General features: G+C 70.1%; 24 protein-coding genes, 1 tRNA gene and 1 other RNA gene. 12 read left to right on the top strand and 14 right to left on the bottom strand.

All coding sequences use genetic code 11. The annotated features are described in order from the left end of the window. Nucleotides 1-267: 267 nt before the first annotated feature. From purD to ffs, 3 genes are all read right to left on the bottom strand, one after another. Nucleotides 268-1,521, bottom strand: a complete 1,254-nt coding sequence (gene purD / locus AB0I54_RS31420) for a phosphoribosylamine--glycine ligase (protein WP_363299590.1) — start codon at nt 1,519-1,521, stop codon at nt 268-270. 153 nt (nt 1,522-1,674) lie between these two features. Further along, a complete protein-coding gene (locus AB0I54_RS31415; RefSeq protein ID WP_363299589.1) occupies nt 1,675-3,966 on the bottom strand; it encodes a DNA polymerase III subunit gamma and tau in 2,292 nt (763 codons plus the stop codon). Between the two features lie 48 nt (nt 3,967-4,014). Then, nucleotides 4,015-4,109, bottom strand: an RNA gene (gene ffs, locus AB0I54_RS31410) — signal recognition particle sRNA small type. A 73-nt stretch (nt 4,110-4,182) separates the two neighbouring features. On the opposite strand from ffs, the gene AB0I54_RS31405 reads away from it, so the two are divergent. Then, nucleotides 4,183-4,267, top strand: a tRNA-Ser gene (locus AB0I54_RS31405). 295 nt (nt 4,268-4,562) lie between these two features. Here AB0I54_RS31405 and AB0I54_RS31400 read toward each other — a convergent pair. Next, nucleotides 4,563-4,718, bottom strand: a complete 156-nt coding sequence (locus AB0I54_RS31400; RefSeq protein WP_363299588.1) for a hypothetical protein — start codon at nt 4,716-4,718, stop codon at nt 4,563-4,565. Nucleotides 4,719-5,403: 685 nt separating this feature from the next. Between AB0I54_RS31400 and AB0I54_RS31395 the strand changes: the two genes are divergently transcribed. Together AB0I54_RS31395 and AB0I54_RS31390 are read left to right on the top strand one after the other, a co-directional pair. Next, nucleotides 5,404-8,937, top strand: coding sequence for a trypsin-like peptidase domain-containing protein (locus AB0I54_RS31395; RefSeq protein WP_363299587.1), 3,534 nt, complete (start codon nt 5,404-5,406; stop codon nt 8,935-8,937). Nucleotides 8,938-9,301: 364 nt separating this feature from the next. Then, entirely contained in the window at nt 9,302-9,562 is a 261-nt protein-coding gene (locus AB0I54_RS31390) for a hypothetical protein (protein ID WP_363299586.1), read from the top strand. 29 nt (nt 9,563-9,591) lie between these two features. Here the strand turns inward: AB0I54_RS31390 and AB0I54_RS31385 are convergent, their stop codons facing one another. The 5 genes from AB0I54_RS31385 to AB0I54_RS31365 all read right to left on the bottom strand — a co-directional run bounded on the left by AB0I54_RS31385 (nt 9,592) and on the right by AB0I54_RS31365 (nt 12,724). Continuing rightward, nucleotides 9,592-9,939, bottom strand: coding sequence for a hypothetical protein (locus AB0I54_RS31385; RefSeq protein WP_363299585.1), 348 nt, complete (start codon nt 9,937-9,939; stop codon nt 9,592-9,594). A 452-nt stretch (nt 9,940-10,391) separates the two neighbouring features. Beyond that, nucleotides 10,392-10,811: a hypothetical protein gene (locus AB0I54_RS31380; RefSeq protein WP_363299584.1), complete on the bottom strand. Its 420-nt coding sequence runs from the start codon at nt 10,809-10,811 to the stop codon at nt 10,392-10,394. A 133-nt stretch (nt 10,812-10,944) separates the two neighbouring features. Further along, nucleotides 10,945-11,427, bottom strand: a complete 483-nt coding sequence (locus AB0I54_RS31375) for a hypothetical protein (protein WP_363299583.1) — start codon at nt 11,425-11,427, stop codon at nt 10,945-10,947. Nucleotides 11,428-11,782: 355 nt separating this feature from the next. Next, nucleotides 11,783-12,067 carry a LuxR C-terminal-related transcriptional regulator gene (locus AB0I54_RS31370; RefSeq protein WP_363299582.1) on the bottom strand — a complete coding sequence of 95 codons (285 nt, stop codon included), beginning with the start codon at nt 12,065-12,067 and terminating at the stop codon, nt 11,783-11,785. Between the two features lie 138 nt (nt 12,068-12,205). After that, nucleotides 12,206-12,724 (bottom strand): RICIN domain-containing protein, encoded by a 519-nt coding sequence (locus tag AB0I54_RS31365; RefSeq protein ID WP_363299581.1) that lies wholly within the window; start codon nt 12,722-12,724, stop codon nt 12,206-12,208. Nucleotides 12,725-12,975: 251 nt separating this feature from the next. Between AB0I54_RS31365 and AB0I54_RS31360 the strand changes: the two genes are divergently transcribed. The 4 genes from AB0I54_RS31360 to AB0I54_RS31345 all read left to right on the top strand — a co-directional run bounded on the left by AB0I54_RS31360 (nt 12,976) and on the right by AB0I54_RS31345 (nt 15,769). Continuing rightward, nucleotides 12,976-13,395: a DUF3515 domain-containing protein gene (locus tag AB0I54_RS31360; protein ID WP_363299580.1), complete on the top strand. Its 420-nt coding sequence runs from the start codon at nt 12,976-12,978 to the stop codon at nt 13,393-13,395. 30 nt (nt 13,396-13,425) lie between these two features. Beyond that, nucleotides 13,426-14,022, top strand: coding sequence for a TlpA disulfide reductase family protein (locus AB0I54_RS31355; protein ID WP_363299579.1), 597 nt, complete (start codon nt 13,426-13,428; stop codon nt 14,020-14,022). A 199-nt stretch (nt 14,023-14,221) separates the two neighbouring features. Next, nucleotides 14,222-14,485, top strand: a complete 264-nt coding sequence (locus tag AB0I54_RS31350) for a hypothetical protein (RefSeq protein WP_363299578.1) — start codon at nt 14,222-14,224, stop codon at nt 14,483-14,485. 153 nt (nt 14,486-14,638) lie between these two features. Further along, entirely contained in the window at nt 14,639-15,769 is a 1,131-nt protein-coding gene (locus AB0I54_RS31345; RefSeq protein WP_363299577.1) for a hypothetical protein, read from the top strand. Between the two features lie 93 nt (nt 15,770-15,862). Here AB0I54_RS31345 and AB0I54_RS31340 read toward each other — a convergent pair whose 3' ends face one another. The 4 genes from AB0I54_RS31340 to AB0I54_RS31325 form a co-directional block, all read right to left on the bottom strand. Beyond that, the gene (locus AB0I54_RS31340) at nt 15,863-16,195 is read right to left on the bottom strand and encodes a hypothetical protein (RefSeq protein WP_363299576.1); all 333 of its coding nucleotides are present in this window, start codon (nt 16,193-16,195) and stop codon (nt 15,863-15,865) included. Nucleotides 16,196-16,864: 669 nt separating this feature from the next. Next, nucleotides 16,865-18,646 (bottom strand): copper resistance protein CopC, encoded by a 1,782-nt coding sequence (locus tag AB0I54_RS31335; RefSeq protein ID WP_363299698.1) that lies wholly within the window; start codon nt 18,644-18,646, stop codon nt 16,865-16,867. 180 nt (nt 18,647-18,826) lie between these two features. After that, nucleotides 18,827-19,447, bottom strand: a complete 621-nt coding sequence (locus tag AB0I54_RS31330) for a GNAT family N-acetyltransferase (protein ID WP_363299575.1) — start codon at nt 19,445-19,447, stop codon at nt 18,827-18,829. Then, complete coding sequence (locus AB0I54_RS31325; protein WP_363299574.1) at nt 19,440-21,623, bottom strand: penicillin acylase family protein; 2,184 nt, start codon at nt 21,621-21,623, stop codon at nt 19,440-19,442. Before AB0I54_RS31325 ends, AB0I54_RS31330 begins: the two co-directional genes overlap by 8 nt. A 96-nt stretch (nt 21,624-21,719) precedes the next feature. On the opposite strand from AB0I54_RS31325, the gene AB0I54_RS31320 reads away from it, so the two are divergent. The 4 genes from AB0I54_RS31320 (at nt 21,720) to AB0I54_RS31305 (ending at nt 23,697) form a co-directional block, all read left to right on the top strand. Next, a complete protein-coding gene (locus AB0I54_RS31320; protein ID WP_363299573.1) occupies nt 21,720-22,373 on the top strand; it encodes an HhH-GPD-type base excision DNA repair protein in 654 nt (217 codons plus the stop codon). Between the two features lie 76 nt (nt 22,374-22,449). After that, entirely contained in the window at nt 22,450-23,130 is a 681-nt protein-coding gene (locus tag AB0I54_RS31315) for an HdeD family acid-resistance protein (RefSeq protein ID WP_363299572.1), read from the top strand. A 78-nt stretch (nt 23,131-23,208) separates the two neighbouring features. Continuing rightward, nucleotides 23,209-23,523 carry a hypothetical protein gene (locus tag AB0I54_RS31310; RefSeq protein WP_363299571.1) on the top strand — a complete coding sequence of 105 codons (315 nt, stop codon included), beginning with the start codon at nt 23,209-23,211 and terminating at the stop codon, nt 23,521-23,523. A 51-nt stretch (nt 23,524-23,574) separates the two neighbouring features. Further along, complete coding sequence (locus tag AB0I54_RS31305) at nt 23,575-23,697, top strand: hypothetical protein (RefSeq protein ID WP_263210422.1); 123 nt, start codon at nt 23,575-23,577, stop codon at nt 23,695-23,697. A gap of 19 nt (nt 23,698-23,716) precedes the next feature. Here AB0I54_RS31305 and AB0I54_RS31300 read toward each other — a convergent pair whose 3' ends face one another. Next, the gene (locus AB0I54_RS31300; protein ID WP_363299570.1) at nt 23,717-25,387 is read right to left on the bottom strand and encodes a helicase HerA-like domain-containing protein; all 1,671 of its coding nucleotides are present in this window, start codon (nt 25,385-25,387) and stop codon (nt 23,717-23,719) included. A gap of 105 nt (nt 25,388-25,492) precedes the next feature. On the opposite strand from AB0I54_RS31300, the gene AB0I54_RS31295 reads away from it, so the two are divergent. Then, entirely contained in the window at nt 25,493-25,789 is a 297-nt protein-coding gene (locus tag AB0I54_RS31295; protein WP_003999914.1) for a type II toxin-antitoxin system VapB family antitoxin, read from the top strand. Nucleotides 25,790-25,811 lie beyond the last annotated feature (22 nt).

Here is a 25,811-nt window from a genome sequence, read left to right as displayed (position 1 = left end):
TGGCACCCGCCGGAGACATCGCAATGCCGGTGGGCCAAGTGCCGGAACGCTTGCGCCGCACCCTAGTTGGGGCCTCGGCCCCCGTCAGCCGGATGGGGCATTGCTCACTCGATGGAATGGCTTTGGTCAGAGGTGCACGACAGACAGCAATGATCAGGCCCCGGATTTCTCCGGGGCCCGAGGCTTGGCACGAGGACGGTGGCCGTCCGGCGTTTGTACGCCGGTTTGTGCGGCGTTTGTCTGTCGATGTTCGGCGTTTGTACGGCGTTACGCGCCCGCCGCCGCCTTCGCGGCGATGTCCGTACGGTGCTGCGAACCGTCGAGGCCGATGCGCTCCACGGCCGCGTACGCCCGCTCGCGGGCCTTGGTGAGGTCCTTGCCGGTCGCCGTGACGGACAGGACCCGGCCACCGGCGCTGACGACCGCGTCGCCCTCGCGCCGGGTGCCGGCGTGCAGCACGTACGCGTGCGGGGCGTCCTCGGCGGCCACCCGGTCGAGACCGGTGATCGGGTCGCCGGTGCGCGGGGTGCCGGGGTAGTTGTGCGAGGCGACGACGACGGTGACCGCCGCGTCCTCGCTCCAGCGCAGCGGGGCCAGGTCGTCGAGGGCGCCGTTCGCGGCGGCGAGCAGGACGCCGGCCAGCGGGGTCTTCAGACGGGCCAGGACCACCTGGGTCTCCGGGTCGCCGAAGCGGGCGTTGAACTCGATGACCCGCACACCCCGCGAGGTGATCGCGAGACCGGCGTAGAGCAGCCCGGAGAACGGGGTGCCGCGCCTGCGCATCTCGTCGACCGTGGGCTGCAGAACGGTCTGCAGGACCTCTTCCACCAGCTTGGGCTCGGCCCAGGGAAGCGGGGAGTACGCGCCCATGCCGCCGGTGTTCGGGCCCTCGTCGTTGTCGAGGGCCCGCTTGAAGTCCTGCGCCGGCTGGAGCGGGACGACACTCTCGCCGTCGGTGATCGCGAAGAGGGAGACCTCGGGGCCGTCGAGGAACTCCTCGATGACGACGCGCTCGCATTCCGCCGCGTGCGTCTTGGCGGCCTCGATGTCGTCGGTGACGACCACGCCCTTGCCCGCGGCCAGCCCGTCGTCCTTGACGACATAGGGGGCGCCGAAGGCGTCGAGGGCCACGGCCACCTCCTCCGCCGTCGTACAGACGTAGGACCGGGCGGTGGGTACGCCGGCGGCCGCCATCACGTCCTTGGCGAAGGCCTTGGACCCCTCGATCTGCGCGGCCTCCTTGGAGGGGCCGAACACCGGGATGCCCGCCTCGCGCACGGCGTCGGCGACCCCGGCGACCAGGGGGGCCTCCGGGCCGACGACCACGAGGTCGGCCTCGACCTCTGTGGCCAGCGCGGACACGGCCTTGCCGTCCAGGGCGTCCACCTGGTGCAGCTCGGCGACCTCGGCGATGCCTGCGTTGCCGGGGGCGCAGTGCAGCGCGATGACGTCGGGGTCGAGGGACAGGGAGCGGCACAGGGCGTGTTCGCGGGCGCCGCTGCCGATGACGAGGACCTTCACGGGGTCAGCCTATCCGGCGCGGGCCGGGGTGTTTGTACGGGCTTCCGAAGGCCGGGAGCGGAGACCGCTGTAGGTTCCTCCGAACGACGGGCGCCGCACGGCCGGGCCCGCCCCCGGCTCCTCCCATTCGTTCTACTCGTTCGAGAACGCCTCCTACTCGTTCGAGAACTCCTCGACCACCGTCGCTCCCAGCTCCCGCACGATGAGGTCATGGCCGGAGAGGGCGGATTCGTCGAGGTCCGGGTCGTCGTCCTCCGGGATGTCGTCCTCGGGGGCCACCGGGGGCGGCTCCGGGGCGGCTGTCGGCCGGGGTGCCGGGGCCGGGGCGGGGGCAGCCTGGGCCGGGGGCTGGGCCTGGGGGGCCGCGGGGGACGACTGGGGGGCGGCGGGGCGTTGCGCGGGGGCGCCCTGGTTGCCGTAGCCACCGGCGCTCTGATTGCCGTAGCCACCGCCTCCGCCGTAACCCGGGGAGCCGCCGGACGGCGGGGGTGCCGAACCGCCCGACGGGTCGACGATCGCCTCGACCTTCCACTGCACGTTGAACTGCTCGGCCAGCGCCTGTCGCAGCACGTCCTCGCTGCCGCTGCTCGCGAAGTTGTCACGGGCGCCGGCGTTGACGAAGCCGAGCTGGAGGGTGGTGCCGTCGAACCCGGCCACCTGGGCGTTCTGGCTGAGCAGGATCCAGGTGAAGCGTCGACGGTTCTTGACCGCCTCCAGGATGTTCGGCCAGAGCGTGCGGGGGTCGAGGCCGCCGGGGGCGGGGGTCACGGGGGTGACGGGTGCCGCGGGAGCGGCGGGCGCCGCCGGGGGCGCGGAGGCCGCGGGGCCGGGGGCGGCCGGAGTCTGGGACGACGGCCGGCCGCTGCCCGCCGGGGCAGCCGTGGGCCAGCCGCCGGGACGTCGGCCGGCGCCGGTGGGTGCGGCGGTGGGCCAGGCACCGACGGCCGGGGCCTGGGCGGCGGGGGCGGGGGCGGGTGGCTGCGGAGCGGATGGCTGCGGAGCGGACGGTTGCGGAGCGGATGGCTGCGAGGCGGATGGCTGCGAGGCGGATGGCTGCGAGGCGGCTGCCGCCGGGGGAGCCTGCGCCGGAGCCGGGTGCTGGACGCCCTGTTCACCACCGGGACCGGGGTCCGAACCGCCGCCGGTGGCCCGCACGGCCGCCCTTGCCGCCGCCATGCCACCGCCCGGCGCAACGGGCATCGCACCGGCGGCCGGTCCCGCACCCATGTGCGCCTCGGGACCGGGCACGTACCCGACCGCGGGCGCGCCACCGCCGCCGGAGAAGTTGACGCCCCGCTCGATGCGGTCGAGTCGGGCCATCACCGAGCGCTCATCGCCGTAGGCGGCGGGCAGCAGCACGCGCGCGCAGATGAGTTCGAGCTGGAGGCGGGGCGAGGTGGCGCCGCGCATCTCGGTGAGGCCCTCGTTGACGAGGTCGGCGGCGCGGCTGAGCTCGGCGGCACCGAAGATGCCGGCCTGGGCCTGCATGCGCTCGATGACATCGGCCGGGGCGTCCATGAGCCCCTTCTCCGCGGCGTCCGGAACGGCGGCGAGGATCACCAGGTCCCTCAGGCGCTCCAGCAGGTCGGCGACGAACCGTCGGGGATCGTTGCCGCCCTCGATGACACGGTCCACGACCTCGAACGCCGCGGCCCCGTCCCCGGTGGCGAACGCCTCGACGACGGAGTCCAGCAGCGACCCGTCCGTATACCCGAGGAGGGAGGTCGCCATGGCATACGTCACACCGTCCGCGCCCGCACCGGCGAGCAGCTGGTCCATGACGGACATGGAGTCGCGCACGGAACCCGCGCCCGCACGCACCACCAACGGGAGCACACCGTCCTCGACGGGGATGTTCTCCTTCTGGCACACCTCGCCGAGGTAGTCCCGCAGGGTGCCCGGCGGGACGAGCCGGAACGGATAGTGATGGGTGCGCGAGCGGATGGTCCCGATGACCTTCTCGGGCTCGGTGGTCGCGAAGATGAACTTGAGATGCTCGGGCGGCTCCTCGACGACCTTGAGCAGCGCGTTGAAGCCGGCCGACGTGACCATGTGGGCCTCGTCGATGATGTAGATCTTGTACCGGCTGCCCGCGGGGCCGAAGAAGGCCTTTTCGCGCAGCTCACGGGCATCGTCCACGCCACCGTGCGAAGCGGCGTCGATCTCGATCACGTCGATCGATCCCGGCCCGTTCCTGGCCAGGTCCTGGCAGGACTGGCACTCACCGCACGGGGTCGGAGTGGGCCCCTGCTCGCAGTTCAGGCACCTGGCGAGGATCCGCGCGCTGGTCGTCTTGCCACACCCGCGCGGCCCGCTGAACAGGTACGCGTGATTGACCCGGTTGTTCCGCAGCGCCTGCTGCAGCGGGGCGGTGACATGCTCCTGCCCGATGACCTCGGCGAAGGACTCCGGGCGATAGCGGCGGTACAGCGCGAGAGACGACACACATACGAGGTTATAGGCGCCCACTGACAACCAGCCCCGCCCGCAAACACAGACGCCCCCCACGCACCCGCCAGAGCCGACCTACCCTTGCTGCCTTCCGGCCCTGGGGGAGTTCAGTCAGATAGCGCCGCGTGAGGGGCTGCGCAAAGAGTACCCGATCCCGGCCAGCAGGAACGAGTTCGCGAGCACTCCCCTCGGTCATGTAATGTTTCCGGCGGAGGATTCGCCTAGAGGCCTAGGGCGCACGCTTGGAAAGCGTGTTGGGGGCAACCCCTCACGAGTTCGAATCTCGTATCCTCCGCAGCCGCCCAGCTGGGCAAATGAGGGCCCCGACCGGAATCCGGTCGGGGCCCTCATTGTGTCGTGGTCCCAGTTGGCGTGATCGAACCCAGACAGACCTCGGTGAACAGCGCCCCCTGGACAGTTGCGGTGACCGCTACCACTCACACCAAGCTGCCCAGGCCAGCACAGAAGCAAGGACCAGAACCCGACCAGAGCCGTTCGTGCGCCGGGTCGTGACGAGCCCCGAGCTGTGCCCGCAGCGCCTGCGAAGCGACTCGTAAGACATGACTCTGTTGGGTGCATCGCAGAGCAAGTCAGGCCTTCTTCAGCTGCTTCTTCCGGATGATCGTCTCCTTCAGACACTTATCCACCGCGTTCTCGATCAGGCCCCCGTTGGTCACCTGGTATCGATACGCCTCGTAACGATCCGCGGCCGTACGAGCCGGCTGACTGAGGAAGACCTGCTGCACCTCGGCGAGGTCCGACTCGCCATCCGCTGCAGGTTCACCCCTGAGGGAGCGAGGAGGGTTGGTTCCGCGTCCCGGATCAGCCCGAAGGCGCGAAGCCGGTTGCAGGCGTCCTCATACGAGTCCCGACCAAGGTGGAAGTAGCGCCTTCGCGTGCTCAGGTATAGGTAGATGCCCGACTCGGCATGCTTGTCCCGCATGGTCTGGCTCATCCACCGGAAGAAGAGCCAGGTGGCCACTTCGGACGGGTGCAGGACCTGGATCCAGCCACGCAGAAAGAATGTGGCCGGTACAGCGAAGGTTGCATTCCATCGCCGTGGCGGAACGGTGTAGCGGCACTGCTCTTGCCGATGACTGCGACCAGAACCCCGGCGTCGAAGTCGATCTCGCACTCGAACTCGACGGTGAACCGCGTCGGCGCTGAGCGCCTGAGGACGGCGCCGAGGCGCTCGGCGAAGCTGCCGACCGCCTCGGTGACCTGGTCGATGCCAGGCACCCGCGCGCGGCAATCTCACGCTCGTCGTCGCCCCCGCTCCCGGTTGGCGCGGTTCGCTCGGCCCGAACCAGCAGTCTGCTCCCGTCTGGCAGAGATACCGGAATCATCTAGTCCACTACGGATTACTCCCAACTATTGATGTATGCAGGCATATTAGGTGCGTGCGAGAGTGAGTACGGTCACAATCGGCACGTGACAAGGTCCGCTCTCGTCGACGCGCTATCCGACGCCGTGCTCGTGCTCACGGGCGCGGGCGGCGCCGAGGGATCCGGTTTCTTCGTGGGGCCCGGACTGGTGCTCACCTGCGCCCATGTGGTGGGCTCCGCCGACGCTCCGATCACTGCCCGCTGGCGTGGCCAAGAACTGTCCCTCACGGCAGTGCCTGAGTGGTTTCACCCAGCGGGCCCAGGCGGCACGGGCCCCGACCTGGCGTTGCTTCGCGTGCCCGAGGAGCTCGAACATCCGCTGGTCTGCCTGGCCGAGGCGATTGAACCGGGAGACGATCTGTGGTCCTACGGCCACCCTCATGGGCCCTATCGGGACGGTGACGCGGTCTCCTTCATCGCCCAGGGGCCGTCCCGGCGGGCGCACCAGGGCGGTTCGGTGGACCTGTATCACGCGACGCACGGTCGGGCCGCCCCCGGTTTCAGTGGCGCACCAGTGCTCAACTGGCGTACCGGCGCCGTCTGCGGGGTACTCCGCTTCGCACACTCGCTGGAGCGGGGCGTGCCCGGCGCGCGACTAATCCCCGTACGCACACTGCTCGACACATACAACGTCCTCGATGAGCCCGGCGCCGTAACCCGCTCCCGCCGTGCCTGGCTGGATCTCCTGGACGATGCCCAGCTACACGCGGGCGGCTGGAGGTACACCGGTCCAACGCTGCGCGGATATCTGCGGGCCGCGCGAGCGGCGGCCAACGACCATCCGTACGCGGTCCGGGTGCCCGGCGTCGAGACTCCACCGCTCGCCGAGGTCTACGTCAGCCAGCACGTCTCGCCCCAGGGTTCGGTGGAACCCCACACCGACCTCGGCGATGCGCCTCTACTGCCAGCGGAGTCCCTGATCACGGAGCACCCGCATGTGGTGGTGATCGGCGGCCCCGGCGCGGGCAAGTCCAGCCTCGCTCGGCGACTTACCGCGCGGCTCGCCGACGCCTGGCTGGCCGGCGGGCAGCCAGGCGCAGTGCCGGTGCGGGTGCGGGCCGACGCCCTCGTGCAGCCCGGATCCCTCTCCGGCCTGCTGCGCACCGCCGTGGAACAGGACCCGGCCGTACGCCTGAGAACACCGCTGTCCAACGACGTGTTCGCGGGACCGCCGCTGCCGGGAGTTCCCTGGCTGGTCCTGGTCGATGGGGTGGACGAGGTACTCGACCCAGACCAGCGCAAGGCAGTGCTCGACACCGCCGCGTCGCTCTGCCAGACACCGGACTTCCACGTCCTGGTGACCACACGTCCCTTGCCCCGTGAGGAACTCGAGCCCCTACTGAGGGTGGACGCGCCCGTCTTCCGTATCCAGCCCTTCGGACTGAACGTGCTGCGCGAGTTTGCGAACCAGTGGTTCCACAGCCTGCGGCTGCCCGAGGCGGAGACGCTCGCCGACCGCTTCCTCCAGGCAACGGAACGCAGCCACATGCTGCATCTGGCTGGCATCCCGCTGCTGGCGACCATGCTCGTGGTGATCTTCGCCGAGAGCCCGGACAGCCCGCTGCCACACGGACGGATCGAGCTGTACGAGCGGTTCATCGACCGTCTCCTGCAGAAGATGCACCGGCGGCCCACCCTGGCCCTGGAAGCGCTGCGAGCCCGTGTCCAGGGATATCCAGACGGCCCGGAAGCCGTGAGCGAGCTGGTCAAGCGGGTACGCGGACTGCTGGAGCAGCTGGCGCTGTGTCGTCAGACGCTCGGCGGGCAGGATGTGTCGGTGCTGGAACTGGCCATACGGGAGACCGCCGAGCTACGGCCCAGCCACCTGCCCGAGGATGAGTGGCGCGAGGTCCTGCTCGAGCTGCTGCGGCGCACCGGCCTAATGATCGGCCAGGGCGACGACCTCGGATTCCTGCACCAGACCGTGCAGGAATTCCTTGCTGCCCGGCTCACAGCACGCATCACCGAGCCAACGACGAGCGCCGGCCAGGCCGTGGTTTCGAGGGTGAGCGAAGACTGGCCGGTTCACGACTTTCCCGAAGAGAACGCCTATGTGGAGTTCGTGTTCGGACTCTGGGCGAAACATGGCAAGGACGCCGGTGACCTGGTCCTGAGCCTGTTCGGGCCGAGCGCCGCGAGGCGCGCGACGGAGGCCGCAAGACGCGCTACGCGGGCGACGGCACTCCATCACGCGAACGCGATGCCGCTGCACGAACCCTGGCCGAGAGACGAGACTGAGCAGCCGCGTCAGCCGGGTCGGGCAACCGGACTCGTGGCCCGCCTACTACACGACAAGGGCTCGCTTCCCGCCCGCGTTCTGCCGGAGATTCTCACCCGGCTCCGCGCCGCTGCACTGGACCACGGCTGCGCGTGGGCCGCCGGTGCCCTCGTCTACGCCGACCGAGCCAACGGCCTGGCGCTGCTGGAAGAGATGGTGACAGCGCTGCATCTCGCGGCCCACGAGCGACTGGCTGCGGTCTGGGAGCTGGCCGCGTGGGACCGGGACCGGGCGGTCGTGCTACTCCGGGAAGCTGTAGCGGCCGGCATGCGCTTCGCCGGAAACACCACACAGTGGCGCGAGGTGCGTGGCACCACTACATACACCTATCCCGTGCCGCCGGGGTCACAGGCCGTCGTCACCTCCCGCCTCGACGCGGCCTGGACTCTCGGACTGCTGGAACACGCCTTGGGCGTGGAGGCATTCACCTCCCTGGTGTCAGACGAATCCCTGTCGCTGGGCGACCGCCTCAGGGCGGCTGTGTACCTGTCGGAACTGCTGCCGGAACTGCGGACCCTCCCAGCCCCGCCCTTGATCGCGGGACGGGACGTGGCCGGGTTGCACGGCCCCGAAATCCTCCTCGAGGCCGCCACAGCCGAGAAGGGGCGAGATCCGGCCCGGCTGCTGACCGAGTGGGCGCTGGACCGGACCCGCTCCGGGGAGGAACGGGTGACCGCCGCGCAGGCCCTGGTGCTGCACGATGCGAGGCGGGCCCGAGCCGTCCTGGAAAAGCTGGTCAGTGAGCGCGAGCTGAACCACGACCCCGACACGGTTGAGGTCGCCGGGATGCTGGCGGAGCTGGACCGCGGCCGCGCCGCGCGTGCCCTTCAAAAGCGGATCCGCGAAGAACCGTTCGCAGCAGGCCCGGACGTGGTCGACGCGCTGGCGCGATTGAATCCGCGGTCGGCCGCAAAGGTGCTCCGCCGCAAACTCAGCGGTCACAGCATGCATACACCAGCGCACTACGCGTACACGCTGGCCCAGGTCGATCGCAGAGCCGGGGAGAAGGCGCTCCTCGCGATGGTCCGGGACAGCTTCAACGCGGACAAGCGCTGGGAGGCCGCCCGTCTCCTCGCCCGCATCAACCGGCGGCGGGCGATCGCGGAACTCGAAGCGGTACTCGCAAGCGATCAGCTGGTATTCGACTGGCAGCGTTCGACTGTGCAGCATGTCCTGGACGAGGTGGAGTCCCAGAACGCGGAATCCGGTGCGCTCGAGTCCGGCGAGACCGGCTCCCGGGCAATCGCACCTCCGGCGACCCCACAACGAGCCCTGCCTGCGGGCCCCGTCACTCCACAGTGATCCACAACGGCCCCAGCTCTCGGCCGGGCCCGCCACGGCCGCTCCGCATCACCGACCCACCGCAGCCTCCGTCGTCAGCGAAGCCGCTTCATCTCGAATCTGTTGGTCACGGGACTGGTGCGGGTTGGGTGCAGGTCGCTCGTGCCAATCGGTGGTGTGATCGTTAGCGGGTGATCGTCTCCCGGGGGGCCGGTTTACCCAAACCGCAGAGGGAGCTGAGGTTGGTTTGTGGCTTAGGTGGAGCGGGCGAAGCAGAGGAGTACGCCGGGAGATCGAGGCCGACGACGAGGCCAGACTGCAAAGCGGGCGCGGAGCCGTCACCAGTCGACGGACGGCACTACGCCGACCACGCTAGGGTCCCGCCATGTCAAACGATGCGCCCGATCCCTTCAAGGAAGTCATGACGCGAGAGTCCCTGGCCGCCGTGATCCACGACCTTTGCGACGACTTTCGCCGACGGGGCGAGGAGTGGGAGAACCGCACTGTGGAGGACTACCTCGGTGCGCTCGCCGCGTGGATCACGGACTCGCCCGGCTCGTACCGGTACCTCGGTGAAGAGATGCCGCCGGACGGCGACTGGACCTTCTTCGCGCGGGCCCTCAGCGCGGCCGTCGTCTACGAGTAGCCGAATGGCCGTACCTCTGCCGTGCCCGATCACCCGGTAACTGATGGGCGCTCGTACCCGAGGATGTCGTAGATCCATCGATCGAAGTACCGGGCCTCGGCCTGTTGGTCACCCTCGACAGTCAGCCACTCACGGGCAGCAGTGATCATGTGTGTCTCAGCTTGATCCGTTTCCGCAGGCCGGAGCTCCACCCAATCGGTCAGCGCGCCCCAGATGAGATGGAGCGAAATACATGCTTCGTCACCGTCACGCCCAGGCCACTCACCCATTGCGAGACGCCAAATTTCCAACGCCCGGTCGTACGGTGAAGCATCGCCGTTCAGCATGGCCGCCGCTTGCACTCTGACCGCTGCGCGAAACGCCTCGGAGTCATCCATGATCCAGAGAGTAAGCGATGCGATCCATCCAGCTTGCACGGCAGAAAATTGCGTCTGTCGCCGCGCTTCGCGCCTCCGATTCGCGTCCCATCGCCGAGCCTTGTATTTGTAACCACGAACCAAACTCCTGTGGTCACCGCGGCGGTAGGCGCCCAGGACCTCCACGATGCTGCTGAGACCGAGCTCAACACTCACTGGGTCGCGCCTCACGGTCCCTCAACCGCTCTGTGATCAACCGGCACCGATCGACGAGTTCCCTCACCTTCAGCTGCCAGTGCTCGAACCCCTCTGCGCTACGCGGGGCGATCCGCTCACGGAAGAGCTCCCCACAACAGCGCCGAGCCAACCGACCTGATGACGGCAGCCTGATCCAGCAGCAGAGGCCGCGCGCACCACAAGCGCACCAATCTTGGTTGAGGCCGGTGTGGGTGCAGCGACACACGTGCTCCTTCTTAGATCTCGACCGGATCGTAAGTGCCGTCATGGAACTTGAAGGTCTTTACCTCGATGTCGTACTCGTCGCGTATGTAGCCGTCGTAACCCCGGCGCGCGACGTGAGGAGCGATCAGCTCTAGCAGTGCGTCGAGGTGGAGCGTGAGGTCATCGACCCAGTAGATGCGCACGAACAGCTCCCACTCGTACCGCTTCCCCGATGACGTGAACTCCTGCACCGTGCGGCGCAGGGACACGATGTCGCCGCCGGGAAGCCGGCCCTGGCCCGAGAGAAGCAATGGGTACGGATGATCGTCTGGGTCCAGGTCGTCCGGACCTTCGTCGTCAATGCCCATGTGCCAGCGCAGGGCCGCCAGAACCGGGGCCGGCGTGTCGTCGCGGAGGAAGCAGGAGAAGACAACTTCGTAGTGATCACTCATGGCGCCCATTGTGTCCGCCCGCACTGACATCACCATGTGGTCGGATACAGGACGCGTGCCAGATCGTGCGGGGAACCATCCCTAAAGCACCTTTGCTTCCCAACCTCAGGGCCCAAGTCCCTCGACCCAGCACTCACGCAAGGGGGTTGCGCAGCTTGTGGATCTCCGGGCGCACCTTGTCCATGAGGTCATCCCTCAGCATGGCGTTGAAGGCCCGTCGGGCGGCCAGCGCTTGCTCGTCGACCTCGGTACCGCTCCGCAGTTGACGTACGTAGGTCTGCCGGACCAGGTGCTCCGCAGGCAGGTAAGTGCCCTTCAACCAGCCGTACAGCTCATCCGAAGCCAAGAGCAACAACCGCCGATACGCTTCGTCGCGTGCCCGGACTCGGCGGTTCAGCTCCTCCTGCTTGTCCTCCCAGCCTGTCTCCTGGATGTAGGTGAGCCAGTCCATCCACAGGCTTGTCGCCAGCATGAAGCCCTCAATGCCGGCAAGACGCCGCTCCTGAGCCTTCTCCAGCAGACCGGCCCGGAGCCGTAGCCGCTCCACGGACCGTGTGGCGAACGCAGTCAGAAGGCCCCCGACCACCGCTGCGGCAGCCGCGATCACGGCCGACATGGTTGCGCTCTCCATAGTTGCCGTCCCCCATGAGCACCCAGAAACGTCCGCCCGCCTCGTGGGGGCCGTCTCAGTTTCCGTCTCATTCAGCTACGTTCACGGCCGTTCAGGCCAGACCCAGAACGGATCTGACATAGGGAGCCAGCCGCCCATGAACCCAGGTGAACGCGCCCGCACACGGCCCGAGCGCCCACCAACACAGTTGGAAAGCACAGGCAGATCGAAGGGCCCCGCTGATCTTCAGCGGGGCCCTTCGCGATCTTCCGGGCCACGTCCTTGAGCATGGCGTCCGGCACATGGAGGTACCGCGATGAGCATGTGCCGGCCGTGCCATCGCCGCCTCGGACCGGGGGTTTCAGCGGATGCAGCCCGTGTCGACGCACAGCGTGTCGTGGACGAGGACGGCCAGCAGTGCCGTCTGCAGCCGGGTCTGGTGCCCCAGCTTCTCGATGATCCGCGCTATGTGTGCCTTCACCGTCCGCTCGGAGATGCGCAGTTCGTTCGCGAGCCGACGATTGCCCAGGCCCGTACCCAGCAGAAGGAACACTTCCTTCTCCCGGTCCGTGAGCTGGTCCACCCTGACGGATCCGTGTACTGGCTCGGCACCCAGGCGCCGGTAGGCACACGTCAGCGTCGTCATGGAAGATCCTTCCCGATCCCGCGTTTCCCAGCAGAGCCCCGTGCCCCGAGTACGGCGGTGATCACTGATCACCCTACTTGTCGGTACTGACAGTGAACTCGATTTGTTCACCGGCCACTTGCAGTCCCGTTCAGAGCGTCAGGAAGTGCCCCACTCCTGGGCCTTCCGCTTCGCGGTGCTCTCGCCACACGCGGTGATCGTGGCCTTCTGGCCGAGCGTCGAGCCCGCCTCGGTCAGACACTTCCCGGCCCACTTACTGTGGATCTTGCTGTCGGCCAGGTACCACTGCTGGGTCTTGGACGAGGCGTTGCACGGCCGCTGGGTGATGACGGTGCCGCTCCTCGTGCTGGATATGCCCAGGCACTTCGCCGACTTCTTGTTCTTGATCGTGTAGATACCGGCGGACGTCCCCTTGAGCGTCCACTTCTGGTCGGACCCCGAGGTGCACTTCTTCTGCACGACCGGAGCGTTGTTCGCGGTCTTGCCGTTCATGGAGAGGCAGATCCCCGTCGGCCCCCACACCTTTTCCAGCCGTACGTTGTCGTACGCGCTCGCCGTCACGTTCCCCGCGGACGCGGCGCTCGCCGGCAGGGCCGAGACCGCGGTCATCGTCGTGGCGGCGCAGGCCAGCATGAGCACCTTGGCGGTTTTGAGCATGGCGAAATTCCCCCTACGGGCCATGGGAGTGCGTTGGTCACGACATCGTAGGCGGGGCGCTTCGCGTGCACAGCGTCCATAAGGGAGGTGTCCACAAGGACAGTTGAGCAGCGGCGTACTGTTCTGTGCGACCAGCAGGAAATGTTGTGCAGCGCGAAATCGGGGGTACGTCCGGCATGGCCCGCCCATCCCGCAGACTCTGTTTCGGCCTGGGTCTCACGGCCGCCGCCGTCGGGCTCACTGTCGTCCTCGTGGCACGCGAACTGAACTCTCCGGCCCACGGCGTCGAGAAGCCACCCCACGCCGACGCTCCCGCCTGCGCGCGCATCGCCAAGGGTTACCCGACAACGCTGGACGGACACGGGATCGCGGACACCGGCACGCCGGGCATCGCCGTATGGGGAGACAAGACCGTGGTCCTGCGCTGTGGGCTGGAGCCGCCCGCTCCGACCACCGACCTGTGCGTGACCGTCAACAGTGTGGACTGGGTCTACCGGCAGGCCGGGTCCCGTGACGGCCGCAAAGTGATCATCACCTACGGGCGCGACCCCGCCGTCGAGGTCACCTTCGATGCCCAGGACACCGCCGTCGACAGTGCTTTGGTCGAGCTGAGCCGCATCGTCCGGCCGATCCGCCAGAGCAACCACTGCGTCGACTCCACCGGCAGCTGACCCCGCGCCCGGCCCCGCGAAGGAACCCGTATGAAACGCCCGCCCGCCCGTGTCTACGTCCCCGTCCTGGCCGCCCTCGTCGGCGCCGGGGCGCTCGTCGGCACGACCGTCCTCGGGGACGGCCCGCACGGCTCCCCGGGTCGCCATCGCAGCGCGGACGGAGCGCTCACCATCGACGCCGCACACCGTCCCTCAGCACCGGACCTCGCCGGCACCGGAACCGACGGCCGCCCGGCGAGCCTCGCCGACTACAAGGGCAAGACGGTCGTGGTCAACGTATGGGCTTCATGGTGCGGGCCCTGTCGCGAGGAAGCCCCCGCGCTGACGCGCTATCACGAGAAGAAGAAGGGGCAGGGCGTCGTCGTCCTGGGTCTGAACGAGGACGACTCCGCCGGCCCGGCCCGCGACTTCGCTCGCGAGTTCCACATGTCCTATCCCAGCGTCCTGGACCCCGGCGGAAAGCGGTTCCGTGCCCTGGCCAAGGGCCTGACGACCACGCAGGGCCTCCCGGTCACGTTCGTCGTCGACCCGCGCGGCCGGATCGCCGCGGCGACCTCCGGAGGCATCGACGAGCAGCGCTTGGCCGCACTGGTCGCCGCCGCCCGGACCGACGCCGGCTCTTCCTAGCCACCTGGAGGCGGATCGGGCCGCTCAGCGGACCCAAGGGCGTCTCCCGGCTCCGGATCCGGAGCCGGACGCGGACGCGGACGCGGACCATGATCGTGCTCTCCACCAAGTTGGGGAGCCGGGTGGGCGAACTGCCCGAGGAATGGGGTTTACTTCCTTTGCCTGATCGTTCACATCGACTCGCAGTGAGGAAACCGACATGGCCGGCGGAACCGCACCCACCGACAGCCCCGCGACCCTCTACGGTCCGGTCTCCCTCGTGTTCGGTGTGGTCGCTGCCGTCACCGCCGCGCTGTCCGGCTACATCGGTATCGCGATCCCGCTGCTGGCCGGCGCCCTCGCCGTCACCTTCGGTCTGCTCGGCCTCGCCCGCAGGCTGAACCGGGGAATCAGCGCGGTCGGCGTGGCCACGGGGTCGCTGGGCGTGCTCTACCCGGTGTTCGTGGTCGCGCTGCTTGCCTGACCTCCCTTTGGTGCAGTGCCCCCAAGTGCACTGCACCAAGAGTCACTTACGCCGCCACTGCCCCCTTCGTAATGTCTTTTCCACGGAACGGCAAAGACCGAAGGGGGAACTCTCTTGCTGCTCTCGCGTTCGACAAAGGTGGCCGGCCTGGCGGTGGTTCCGCTCACACTGGTGGCGACCGCCTTCCACGCGACCGCATCCGCCGACCAGCAACCGGCGCCCACCACCCCGGCGTTCTCGGTGTCGGCACTCTCCGCGCACAAGCTGGCCGACGTGTCCGGCGTGGGTGCGGACAGCGCCACCGGCAGGGCGCTCACGGCACAGGGCTTCGGAGTCGTGAAGGCCCTCTCGGGTGAGAAGGCGGTCGTCGACACCTCCATGGCCCGGGAAGGCATCACCTCGGCGGCGGGCAAGGGCTTCGCCGAACTGTCCTGGCGCGGCTACACCGAGGACGCCCGCTACGCGATCACCCGGGACGGCACCGAGGTGGCCACGCTCGCCGCCGGTGTGACGTCGTACCGCGACACGAACGTCCGCCCGGGCACCGACTACACCTACCAGGTCGTACCTCTGCTGCCCGAGAGCGGCGGCGAGGGCGCCCGGACGTACGGCATGAAGGTGTCCGTCCCGGCCTCCGGCTCGGCCTCGGCCCTCCGGCAGACCGCCGTGGACCGGGCGCACGCGGCCGGCACCGCCTCCACCTCCACCGTGACCTGGGTCGGCTTCATACCGAAGAAGAAGGTCGACGCCCCGCTCGCGGGCTGCGACTACGGCAAGCACTTCCAGTTCGGTGGCGACGGGCACAGCGACTTCAACTGGAAGTCCGACAAATACCGCTTCGCCCTGCACGCGACGGTCACCTGGAGCTCGAAGAAGGTCACCCCGAACAAGGACATCCACCCGACCAAGGTCTACAGGAAGTCCGACGGCAAGCTCGTCGACCACAAGACCGCCAGCGCGAAGGACACGTACGCCAAGAAGCTCGGGTCCGGCAGCAACTACGTGGACGTGCGCATGGTCGTCCACGCCACCAACCCGTTCTGCAAGGGGCTCGGCGGCGTCAAGGGCGCGGCAGACGGTGCCTTCACCATGAATCTCACCAAGAGCGGCAACTACACCATCCGCTCCGGCAAGCACCGCCTGTTCCCGAACAACTACATCTATATCTACGACGGTGGGAAGGTGACGGACGTCTACAAGCGCTCCTACGCCAGCGTCGCCTGCCTGGTCGGGTCCGTCGCCTGCCCCGAGGCCGACCTGACGGGCCGCTACGGTTCGTTCTGACGCCGCCGACCCGAGGCAGAAAGGCGAGTGCGTTTCGGTTCGTACCGGGCGCAGGACACCGGCGGGCGGTCTGCCGCCCGCCGGTCTCGCCGCTCAGCGATCGCAGTTGATGTTCTGCATCGGCGTGGCACCGGCCGAGCTCAGCGCCCATGTCGTGCCGGTCCAGATGACGTAGGGAGTCGCGGCGGCGCCCATCCCGCTCGCCGTGTTGAAGCCCTGGCCGGTGACGAAATTGCAGATGGCCTGTGCTTCGATACCCGAGAGGCGGATGTCGAGACCGTTGATCTTCGGCCCGTTGCACGATGCCGTTGTCGTGGTCGTGCTGGTGCTCGCACAAGTAAGCGTCGCGCCGCGCACGATCTGGGTCGAGAGGAACTGCCCGAAGATCGGTTCGGGTACTGCCGGCCCCTGGGTCGCCCTGCGCACCCCGAGCGCCCTGAGCGCCCTGAGCTCCCTGTGGGCCAATCGGGCCCTGCGGCCCGATCACACCCTGCGGCCCAATCGCACCCTGCACACCCGTCTGCCCCGTGGCGCCCTGCGCACCTTGAGCGCCCTGCGCGCCCTGCGCACCCGTCTGCCCAGGGTCGCCCTGCGAGCCCTGGGGCCCCTGGGGTCCCTGCGGGCCGATGTCGCCCTGCGAACCCTGCGAACCCTGCGCTCCCTGCGGGCCGATGGCGCCCTGTGGGCCTTGCGGTCCCCGCTGACCCCGCTGACCCCGAGGACCGCGCGGACCGGGAGGTCCGACCTTGCACTTGTCGTGCTTTCCGCGGCACTCGTCGCCGCCGGTGGCATGGAGCGAAGCCGTTGGCGCCGACTGTGTGCTCAACGGGGCCGCAAGCGCGGGTTCGGCGAAACCGAGCATCACGATGGCCAGCGACGCCGCGGCACCGCCGGCGCGCCACATGCCCTGACTGGGCAGCGGCCCCATGCCGGACCCGGGGCGGTTTCTCAGCACTCATCCTCGACCACTCCTCAGACAAGCGCGCAAATGGACGGGGAAGTCCCGCCTTCGAGCACCCTCCGGCACCTGTTCGCCGCGCCGGGCGGCCTGGCGGCAGACGCGCCGAACGATCAAACGATCGGTCTAGCGGAGCGCTACCGCACGATCCGTACCGGCTTCGACACCGTCACCTGGTCCAGGTCCGACGCCCGCACGGTGACCTTCATCGTCCAGGTGCCGGGGATCGGAAGGTTGAGGGAGTCGGTGGCCCAGTAGCCGCCCTTGTCGGTGACCTTGGCGTCGAGCGGGCCGATCTTCTGGGTGGCCAGGGTGAAGGAGAGGCGGAGTTCGGGGACGGTGGCCAGGCCGCCGTCGGGACCGAAGACCACGGCCTCCACGGAGTTCCGGCCCACCCGGCCGGGGCCCAGGGTGATCTGCACCTTGCCGCCGTGGTTGCCGACCCGGAACGGCACCATCGTGACCGAGGCGGTCGGAATGCCGGTCGCCGCCGCGCCCGTGTCCACCGCCTCGGCCGCCGCCCGGCCCGGCAGGGTGCCCGTCAGGAAGGTCGTGATCACCAGCACCGCGACGCCGACCGTCACCTCCGCGAGCACGGAGCGGCGCAGACCCCGGCGGTCGGGGTTCGGATCGTCGAGGTTCGGATCGTCGAGGTTCGGATCGTCAGGGTCCGGGCCCCCGGAGGACGTTGCGTCGGGTCGATCCGGTTGTCCGGGCGGGCCTCCGACCGGCTCCGGTACGCGTTCCCGTACGGCCCCTGTCACCCGCGTGCCCACCAGCCGCGCCGTCCACCGTCGCGACCGACCCGCCGCCGCCAGCAGCAGCGTCACCGCGCCCAGCTTGGCGATCAGGAGGCGGCCGTACGACGTGTCCGTGAGGGCGTTCCAGGAGCCCAGGCCGCGCCAGGACTGGTAGACGCCGGTGACGACCAGGACGGTCACGGAGGTGAAGGCGAGGCGGGAGAAGCGGGTGACCACGGCGGGCGGCACCGGTTCGGCGGCGCGGTGCAGCGTCGTGAGCAGGGCCGTGAGGCCGCCCAGCCAGACCGCCATCGCCAGCAGGTGCAGAACGGACGACGTCATCGCCACCGGCACCTGGATGCCCGCCGATGCGTGCTCGGCGGCCGCCCAGGTCAGGGCCAGGCCGACGGAGAGGACGCCCGCCGCGCTGAGGGCCGGACGGGACCGGCGCCGCACACGCAGCAGCAGGGCGGCCGCGACGAGCAGCAGCGCCAGGCGGGCCAGCAGGGCCAGTCCCGGGCGGCCGGTCGCCGTACGGGCGAGGGCGGTGAGGTCGAAGGCCGTCGCCGGGCCCGTGCCCTCCTCGTACGGGGCGCGGAGCACCAGCAGGAGCACGGTCGCCCCGAACAGGGTCCACCAGCCCGTCACGACCGGCCTGCGCAGCGGGCCGGGGTCCGGCGGACGGCACAGGGCCAGGAACGCGAGCGTGCCGATGAGCAGGGCGACGGCGCCGTACGCGACGTAGCGCACGATGTTGTAGAGGCCGACGGTCGTGGGGTCCTCGGTGGCGCCATCGGTCACGGTCGCCGTGGTCGGGGAAGGCTTGCCCACGGAGAAGGTGAACGCGCCGGAGACCGGGTGACTGTCCGCCGAGACGACCCGCCAGGCCACGGTGAACGTGCCGGTGCCGAGCTTGCCGGGCAGGCTGACCCGGGCGGTGTCGGAGCTGCCGGGAGCGTGCCGTGCCTCGCCCGTACGGACCCGGTGGTTGGCGGGGTCGTACACCCGGAAGGAGTCGTCGAGCAGAGTGACGGACTCGGTGAAGGTCAGGGTGACGTACTCGGGTGCGGACTTGAGGACGCTTCCGTCCGCGGGGTCGGTGGACCGGAGGGCGGCGTGTGCCGAGGCGGTGCCGGCTCCGCCGAGCAGGAGCAGGACCAGCAGGGTGCCCAGCAGCACCAGCCCTTGAAGTCGCCGGTTTCCGCTGAAGACACCGCTACGCCAGAAGGCACCGCTACGCCCTTCGCCCACGTCCACCGCTCCGTCTTCGGACTCGTGCTCCCGGATACGTACGGACGAACCACCCGCCGCGCTCAGCAGGTGGGCCGCGCGGACGCCCCGCAGCCCACCACCAGGTCGTCAGGCGTCACCGGGGAAGGCTACCTCCCGGGTGAGGAAGGCCAGTTGGGCGTGCTTTTCCGGCAGGTACACGTCCGGGATGTCGATTTCCGGCAGGACGACCGCCGGGCCCTTCTCGAAGCCCTGCCGCACGAGACGGGCGATGGCCTTCTCGTTGCGCACGTCCGGGTCGACCACGATCCGGCGCCGGTCCAGGCCGAGCAGGCAGTACGCGGCGAAGGCGGTCAGCAGCGCCGAGGTCCAGCCGGGCCGCGGGCCGTCCTGCCCGGCGGGTGCGACGAGCAGATGCAGGCCGATGTCGCCGGGCCGGACCTCGTAGCACTCGCCGACCCGATCGGCCTCCGGGTCGTAGGTCTGCAGCAGCGCGGCCGGTGTGCCGTCCACGACCGCCAGGAAGGCGTGGTGGGTGGGGAGCGTGTCCAGGTGGGCGTAGATCTCCCGGATCCGCGCACGGCTCAGGCCGTTCATGCCCCAGAAGGCGGCCCGCTCCTCGCTGACCCAGGCGTGCAGGACGTCGGCGTCGGCCTGCGGGTCGAGGGGCAGGATGCGGACGGTCCCGAAGCCGTCGATCAGCCGCTCGTGCACGGCCTCGCGGGCGGGGGCGGCGTACGGGTCAGACATCGGTGTCCCTTTCGAGGCGGTCCCAGTCGGTGACGACCGGGGCGAGTTCTCCCCCGAGCCACAGGGGGAGTTGGTCACGGTGGTGCGGTGAGCCGGGGACGCCGCAGGCGCCGAAGGGCACCACCCAGCGGCTGTCCTCGCGGCGGGCCAGGTCCCAGACGTAGCGGGCGGCCGGGCCGCGGGCGGCGAGGTCGGTGAGTCCGGGCACGGCGGAGGTGCACAGCACACAGTCGTGGTCGCCGGACAGACCGGGTTCGCGGGACGGGGAGTACGGGGAGGCAGGGGCGGCGTACGGCTCCTCGGGCAACGCCCGCCAGGGGGCCAGACGGTGGGTGTCGGCCCAGGTTCCCGTCGGCCGGGCGGCGGCGACCTCCTCAAGGGCGGCGCGGACGGTGGCGGGGCGGTCGATGCCGTACAGCTCCTCGGCGCTCAGCAGGTGTTCGAGAGCGAAGCCGACGCGGGGGACGAGAGCCAGCCAGGGCAGCAGGACCTCCGGGTACGCGGGTGCCTCGGTCAGCGCGGCGAACGCCGGGTGTGCGGCGAGACGGCGTACGACAGCGCCGCGCACCGTCGCGAACACCGCCGCGTCGGCGCTGTCCGCGTCCATCCGGCGGTTCCAGGCCAGGAGGCGGTCCCTGAGCCGTGCGGCCTCGGGGGTGAGGTCGTCGAGCGCGGCCAGGTGGTCCAGCAGGGGCGCGGCGGAGCCGAGATGGGTGTCCGTGTGGATCGCCGGCATGTCGGCGGCGGACCAGGTGCGGCGCTCGTCGAGGAGGGCGCGGATGCGGTCGGCGCGGTGCGGCGGGGCGAACTCGGTGCCGAGGGGGGTGGCCGGGCCGCGCTGGTTCGCCATCACCGCGATGCCGTCGGTCAGCCCGGCACGGGGCGTCTCGTGCCAGCCGGTCCACTCGTGGCCGGGCACCCAGGCGGGCACCAGCCGCGTCCGGTTGGCCACCGCCCGCACCGGCACCCGCCCGGCGACACGGTGCAGCAGACCGCCCTCGGTGTCGGCGGCCTGCACGACGTTGACCGGCTCGGCCCAGCCGTCGAGGGCCCGGTCGACGTCGGCGACGACACGGGCACGCAGGAGGGGGAGGAGGGCACTGAAGCCGAGGTCCTCGGTGACCCGGGGCGGATAGCGGAGGGCGAGGGCGGTGGGGATGGCGGGGATGGCGGGGACCGCGCTGTACGTATCGGCAGGGTCACCGCCGTACGAGTCGGCCGGGTCACCCCAGTACGGGTCGGCACCGTCCAGGCCCTCCGGTCCCCCTGCGATCACCGGGCCCCGCTCCGTCTCGATCACCTCGATCTCGACCGGTGTCTCCCCGGCGACCTCCACGGTCTCCGTGTGCCGTACGGCGCGCCCCCAGGTGCCGTCGGGGCCGAGGGCCTCGATCCCGGCGCCGGTGCGGCGCAGGCGTTCCCGGTAGAGGTCCTGGTAGTCGGCCATGGCGTTGGTGATGGCCCAGGCGACCGTGCCGGTGTGGCCGAAGTGGGCGATGCCGGGGACGCCGGGGACGGCGAGGCCGACGACGTCGAACTCGGGGCAGGCGAGGCGGATCTGCTGGTAGACACCGGGGTCCTCGATGAAGCGGTGCGGGTCGCCCGCGATGACGGCCTGCCCGGTGACCGTGCGCTCGCCGCTGACCAGCCAGCCGTTGCTGCCGGAGCTGCCGGGACCGTCGGCGGCGAACAGGGCGACCGCGTCCGGTCCGAGGTGCCGTGCGACCTGCTCCCGCCACAGCTTGGCCGGGAAGCCCGCGAACAGGATGTGGGTGCCGAGCCAGACGCCGAGCGGGGTCCAGGGGTGCCAGCGGCCGGGGGCGAGGCCGGTCCCGGCGAACTCGGGGCTGCGGCGGGCGCCTTCGGCCAGGCCGTCGTTGACGCCGTCGACGTACGCCCGTACCCAGTCCGCCGTCTCCGGGTCCCGTCGCTCCAGGGCCGCGAAGCAGCGCCGGGCGGTGTCGTCCAGGCGGGCGCGGCGGGCGAACACGTCCCAGGGCAGGGCCGAGGTGCCGAGGAAGGACGCCGAGGTGCCCTGGGACCGGTGCCGCTCGACCTCCAGCTGCCAGGCGCGGTCGAGGGCGGTGACCCGGCCCTGGGCGCGGGCGAGTTCGCGGGCACTGCCGGCGCGCACGTGCGGGATGCCCCAGGCGTCGCGGTAGATCTCGGTCGTCACCCCTGTGACACCCCTTTACTTTAGGTTAGCCTTGCCTAACCTACCGGTCGGCGACACTGACGCGCGACCCGGGCCCGCACGGGGGATCATCGACCCATGGACGTCACCCTGCACCTCGCCCAGGACCCCGAGGCCGACCGGCTCCTCGGCCGCAGTCCGCTCGCCGCGCTGACCGGCATGCTGCTGGACCAGCAGGTCCCGATGGAATGGGCGTTCAAGGGACCGGCGACCATCGCGGGGCGGCTCGGCGCCGACGACCTGGACGCGCACGAGATCGCGGCGCAGGACCCGGAGGCGTTCGCCGCGCTGCTCTCGCAGAAGCCCGCCGTGCACCGCTACCCGGGGTCGATGGCCCAGCGCATCCAGCAGCTCTGCCAGTACCTCGTCGAGCACTACGACGGGGACACCGAGGCCCTCTGGCGGGGCGTCGACAGCGGTCAGGAACTGCTGAAGCGGCTTCAGGACCTGCCGGGCTTCGGCAAGCAGAAGGCACAGATCTTCCTGGCGCTGCTCGGCAAGCAGCTGGGAGTCCGGCCCGAGGGGTGGCGGGAGGCCGCGGGGGCGTACGGCGAGCCGGAGTCCTTCCGGTCCGTCGCCGACATCACGGGACCCGAGTCGCTGGCCAAGGTGCGGGCGCACAAGCAGGAGATGAAGGCGGCGGCCAAGGCGGACAAGACGGCGAAGACCGCGAAGACGGCGAAGTCCGCGGGCAAGACGGCCAGGTCCGCCGGCAAGTCCGCGGGCCGGTGACCTCGCCGGCGCGGCGCGTAAGCCGGGTGGACTGTCCAAAGTGGCGCGGGCTCCGGGCCCGTTCACAGCATGGAGCATGACCGAGCCACCGAGCAGCGGCTCCCCCGAGGGCCGGGAGTACGACGACCGCAAGGTCCACTCCACGCAGCACGCCCAGCACACCCCGCGCGGCCACCGCGAGCCCGAGCCGCCCTTCGAAGGGCCGCTGCACGCCCTGTCCCAGGCCGCCTGGCAGATCGTCCTGCTCACCGGCGTCGCATCCCTCGTCCTGGGCGTCCTGGTGCTGATCTGGCCGGGGCCCTCCCTGCTCGCGGCCGGCATCCTCTTCGGCGTCTACCTCCTCGTCAGCGGCGTGTTCCAGCTGGTCTCCGCCTTCGGCACGCACAAGACGACCTCGCTGCGGGTCCTGGCGTTCATCAGCGGCGCGCTGTCGATCCTGCTGGGCCTGTTCTGCTTCCGCGGCGCCATGCAGTCGATCCTGCTGCTCGCCCTGTGGATCGGCATCGGCTGGCTGATCCGCGGCATCACACAGACGCTGGCCGCGGCCTCCGACAGCGGCGTCCCGGCCCGGGGCTGGCAGATCTTCCTCGGGATCGTGACCTTCGTCGCCGGAATCGTGTTGATCGTCTCGCCGTTCCAGTCCATCGCCGTGCTCACCCTGATCGGCGGCATCTGGCTGATCGCGGTCGGCATCGTCGAGATCATCACGTCGATCCGGATCCGCAGCCACGCCGAGCAGGTTCCGCTCGCGCTGTGACCCGGCTCCGTACGCCGTGCGGGCGGAACTCGGCGCCGCCGCGATGAACGCCGTACATCCTGCGGGGAGATGACCTCCATGAGCACCACGCGAAGCCTCCCGCGCGGCCGTGCCTGGCCGCGGGCGCTCGTGCTGCTGCTCGCCCTGCTGGTGCCGGGCGCCCGCGCCGAGATGCACACGACGCCGGTCGTGGCCGTCGACTTCGCGGACCACGACGTGCTGGACACGGCCCTGCGGCCACCGTCCCGCACCGCTCCCCGTCCCGTCGAACCGGCGCGTACCGCGCCCGCGCCCGACGCGGCGCCCGGCGTCCCGGAGGGCGGCTCGCCGCTCGCCACGCCGTGGCCGCCGGCCACCCTGCCCGCCCTGTGCTCCGTGGTCCTGCGCTGCTGACAGACCCCTTCCCCCAGCAAGGTCAGTCAGTACGACGCAAGGAGCACAGCCATGCCCTCAGATCCGTATGCGGTCCTGCGTGCCCTGCTGCGCGCGGAGGCCGTGCGCAGCACGCCCAAACCGGAGGCGAAGAAGACGCAGGCGCAGCAGCCCCGGAAGGACGGGGACCGCTGACCGGGCGGCGGAGGCGGGCCTACCGCCTCCGCCGGGCCGTACCGAAGAGCGAGCGGGTGACCTCGCGGCCGATCTGGGTGCCGATCGACCGCGCCAGGGACTGGAACATCCCGCTCCCGATGACCTGTTCGACGACCGACGGCTTCTCCTCGCCACCGGCCCCGGCGCCCGTTCCGGCCCCGGCTCCGGTCCCGGCCCGCTTCCCGGTCCTCGCTCCGGCCGTCATCTCGTCGGGGCCCTTGGCGCCACGCCCGGCCCGTGTCAGCTCGTCCGGCCCCTTGGCGCCGCGCCCGGCCTCCGTCAGCTTCTCGTACGCCGACTCGCGGTCCACAGCCTGTGCATAACGCTCATGGAGCGGGGACTGCCGTACCGCCGCGTCCAGGACGGTCGCGTCGACCGGGCCCATCAGGGACTCCGGTGCGCGCAGCCGGGTCGCGGCGACCGGGGTGGGGGCGCCCTTCTCGCTCAGGACCGTCACGACCGCCTCGCCGGTGCCGAGCCCGGTGAGCAGTTCCTCCAGGTCGTACGCCGAGTTGGGGAAGGTCTTCACCGTGGCCCGCAGGGCCTTCTGGTCATCGGGGGTGAAGGCGCGCAGGGCGTGCTGGACGCGGTTGCCGAGCTGGGCGAGGACGTCCGACGGCACGTCCTTCGGCGTCTGAGTGACGAAGAAGACGCCGACCCCTTTCGAGCGAATGAGGCGCACGGTCTGGGCGATCGAGTCGAGGAATTCCCTGGAGGCGCCGTCGAACAGCAGATGCGCCTCGTCGAAGAAGAAGACCAGCTTCGGCTTGTCGGCGTCGCCGACCTCCGGGAGGTCGTGGAAGAGGTCGGCCAGCAGCCACATCAGGAAGGTCGAGAACAGCTGCGGTCTGTCCTGTACGGCGGGGAGTTCGAGGACGGAGACGATGCCGCGCCCGTCCGGTGCCGTACGCAGGAACTCGCCCGTGTCGAACTCCGGCTCCCCGAAGAAGTCCGCCATGCCCTGCGCCTCGAAGGCGGTCAGGGAGCGCAGGATCACCCCGGCGGTGGCGCCGGACAAGCCGCCGATGTTCTTCAGCTCGGCCCGGCCCTCGTCGGAGGTGAGGAAGGCGACGACGGCCCTGAGGTCCTTGAGGTCGATCAGCTCCAGGCCCTTGGTGTCCGCGTAGTGGAAGATCAGCCCGAGGGACTGCTCCTGGGTCTGGTTGAGCCGGAGCACCTTGGACAGCAGCAGCGGGCCGAAGCTGGTGATCGTGGCCCGCAGCGGGGTGCCCCGGCCGATGCCGCCCAGGGCGAAGAACTCGGCGGGGAAACCGGCCGGAGCCCACTCCTGGTGGACGTCCGCCGCACGGCCCCGCACCCGCTCGTTCGGCTGCCCGGGTGCCGAGATCCCGGACAGGTCGCCCTTCATGTCCGCGAGGAAGACCGGCACGCCCTGCGCCGAGAGCTGCTCGGCGATCAGCTGAAGCGTCTTGGTCTTGCCGGTGCCGGTGGCGCCCGCGACCAGGCCGTGGCGGTTCAGCATGGCGAGAGGGATGCGGATCTGTGCGTCGGGCAGGCACACGCCGTCCCAGACCAGGGCGCCCAGATCCAGCGCGGGACCGGTGAAGGCATAGCCGGACGCGATCTTCAGGGCCTCCTGCGGGAGGGCGGGAGCGCTGCCCGGTGCCTGGGGAGCGGTGGCGGGAGGCACGGTCTCGCTGTCACTCATCTCGGACCCCTGTTCCCGGTTTGCCCTGCTTCATTGCGTCTTTTCCAGCGTCGCACTCGCTCGCCATGGCTGCGCCCGGAAGGTCTTGACCGGTAGGCTTTCCGTGTGATCTTCAAGCGCATCGGAAACGGCCGGCCGTACCCCGACCACGGCCGGGAGAGCACCCGGCAGTGGGCGGACGTCGCACCGCGCCCGGTCCGCCTCGATCAGCTCGTGACGACCAAGGGGCAGCTCGACCTGGAGACCCTCCTCGCCGAGGACTCCACGTTCTACGGCGACCTCTTCGCGCATGTCGTGAAGTGGCAGGGCGACCTGTATCTGGAGGACGGCCTCCACCGCGCGGTCCGCGCGGCCCTGCAGCAGCGCCAGGTGCTGCACGCGCGCGTGCTCGAACTGGACTGACACCCCTCGGGGAGGTCCCCCG

The sequence above is a fragment of the Streptomyces sp. NPDC050625 genome (assembly GCF_040654755.1).
Taxonomy (GTDB): Bacteria; Actinomycetota; Actinomycetes; order Streptomycetales; family Streptomycetaceae; genus Streptomyces.
The sequence above is the reverse complement of the archived record's forward strand: the minus strand, read 5'-3'. Positions and strand labels throughout refer to the sequence as shown.

What these genes read in the sequence shown, in the direction of transcription:
- AB0I54_RS31315 (WP_363299572.1), top strand. Translation starts at nt 22,450, where the DNA reads ATGACCGAGCCACCGAGCAGCGGCTCCCCCGAGGGCCGGGAGTACGAC.
- AB0I54_RS31385 (WP_363299585.1), bottom strand. Translation starts at nt 9,939, where the DNA reads ATGGATGACTCCGAGGCGTTTCGCGCAGCGGTCAGAGTGCAAGCGGCG.
- AB0I54_RS31370 (WP_363299582.1), bottom strand. Translation starts at nt 12,067, where the DNA reads ATGACGACGCTGACGTGTGCCTACCGGCGCCTGGGTGCCGAGCCAGTA.
- AB0I54_RS31390 (WP_363299586.1), top strand. Translation starts at nt 9,302, where the DNA reads ATGTCAAACGATGCGCCCGATCCCTTCAAGGAAGTCATGACGCGAGAG.
- AB0I54_RS31355 (WP_363299579.1), top strand. Translation starts at nt 13,426, where the DNA reads ATGAAACGCCCGCCCGCCCGTGTCTACGTCCCCGTCCTGGCCGCCCTC.
- AB0I54_RS31310 (WP_363299571.1), top strand. Translation starts at nt 23,209, where the DNA reads ATGAGCACCACGCGAAGCCTCCCGCGCGGCCGTGCCTGGCCGCGGGCG.
- AB0I54_RS31305 (WP_263210422.1), top strand. Translation starts at nt 23,575, where the DNA reads ATGCCCTCAGATCCGTATGCGGTCCTGCGTGCCCTGCTGCGCGCGGAG.
- AB0I54_RS31300 (WP_363299570.1), bottom strand. Translation starts at nt 25,387, where the DNA reads ATGAGTGACAGCGAGACCGTGCCTCCCGCCACCGCTCCCCAGGCACCG.
- AB0I54_RS31365 (WP_363299581.1), bottom strand. Translation starts at nt 12,724, where the DNA reads ATGCTCAAAACCGCCAAGGTGCTCATGCTGGCCTGCGCCGCCACGACG.
- AB0I54_RS31350 (WP_363299578.1), top strand. Translation starts at nt 14,222, where the DNA reads ATGGCCGGCGGAACCGCACCCACCGACAGCCCCGCGACCCTCTACGGT.
- AB0I54_RS31330 (WP_363299575.1), bottom strand. Translation starts at nt 19,447, where the DNA reads ATGTCTGACCCGTACGCCGCCCCCGCCCGCGAGGCCGTGCACGAGCGG.
- AB0I54_RS31320 (WP_363299573.1), top strand. Translation starts at nt 21,720, where the DNA reads ATGGACGTCACCCTGCACCTCGCCCAGGACCCCGAGGCCGACCGGCTC.
- AB0I54_RS31380 (WP_363299584.1), bottom strand. Translation starts at nt 10,811, where the DNA reads ATGAGTGATCACTACGAAGTTGTCTTCTCCTGCTTCCTCCGCGACGAC.
- AB0I54_RS31375 (WP_363299583.1), bottom strand. Translation starts at nt 11,427, where the DNA reads ATGTCGGCCGTGATCGCGGCTGCCGCAGCGGTGGTCGGGGGCCTTCTG.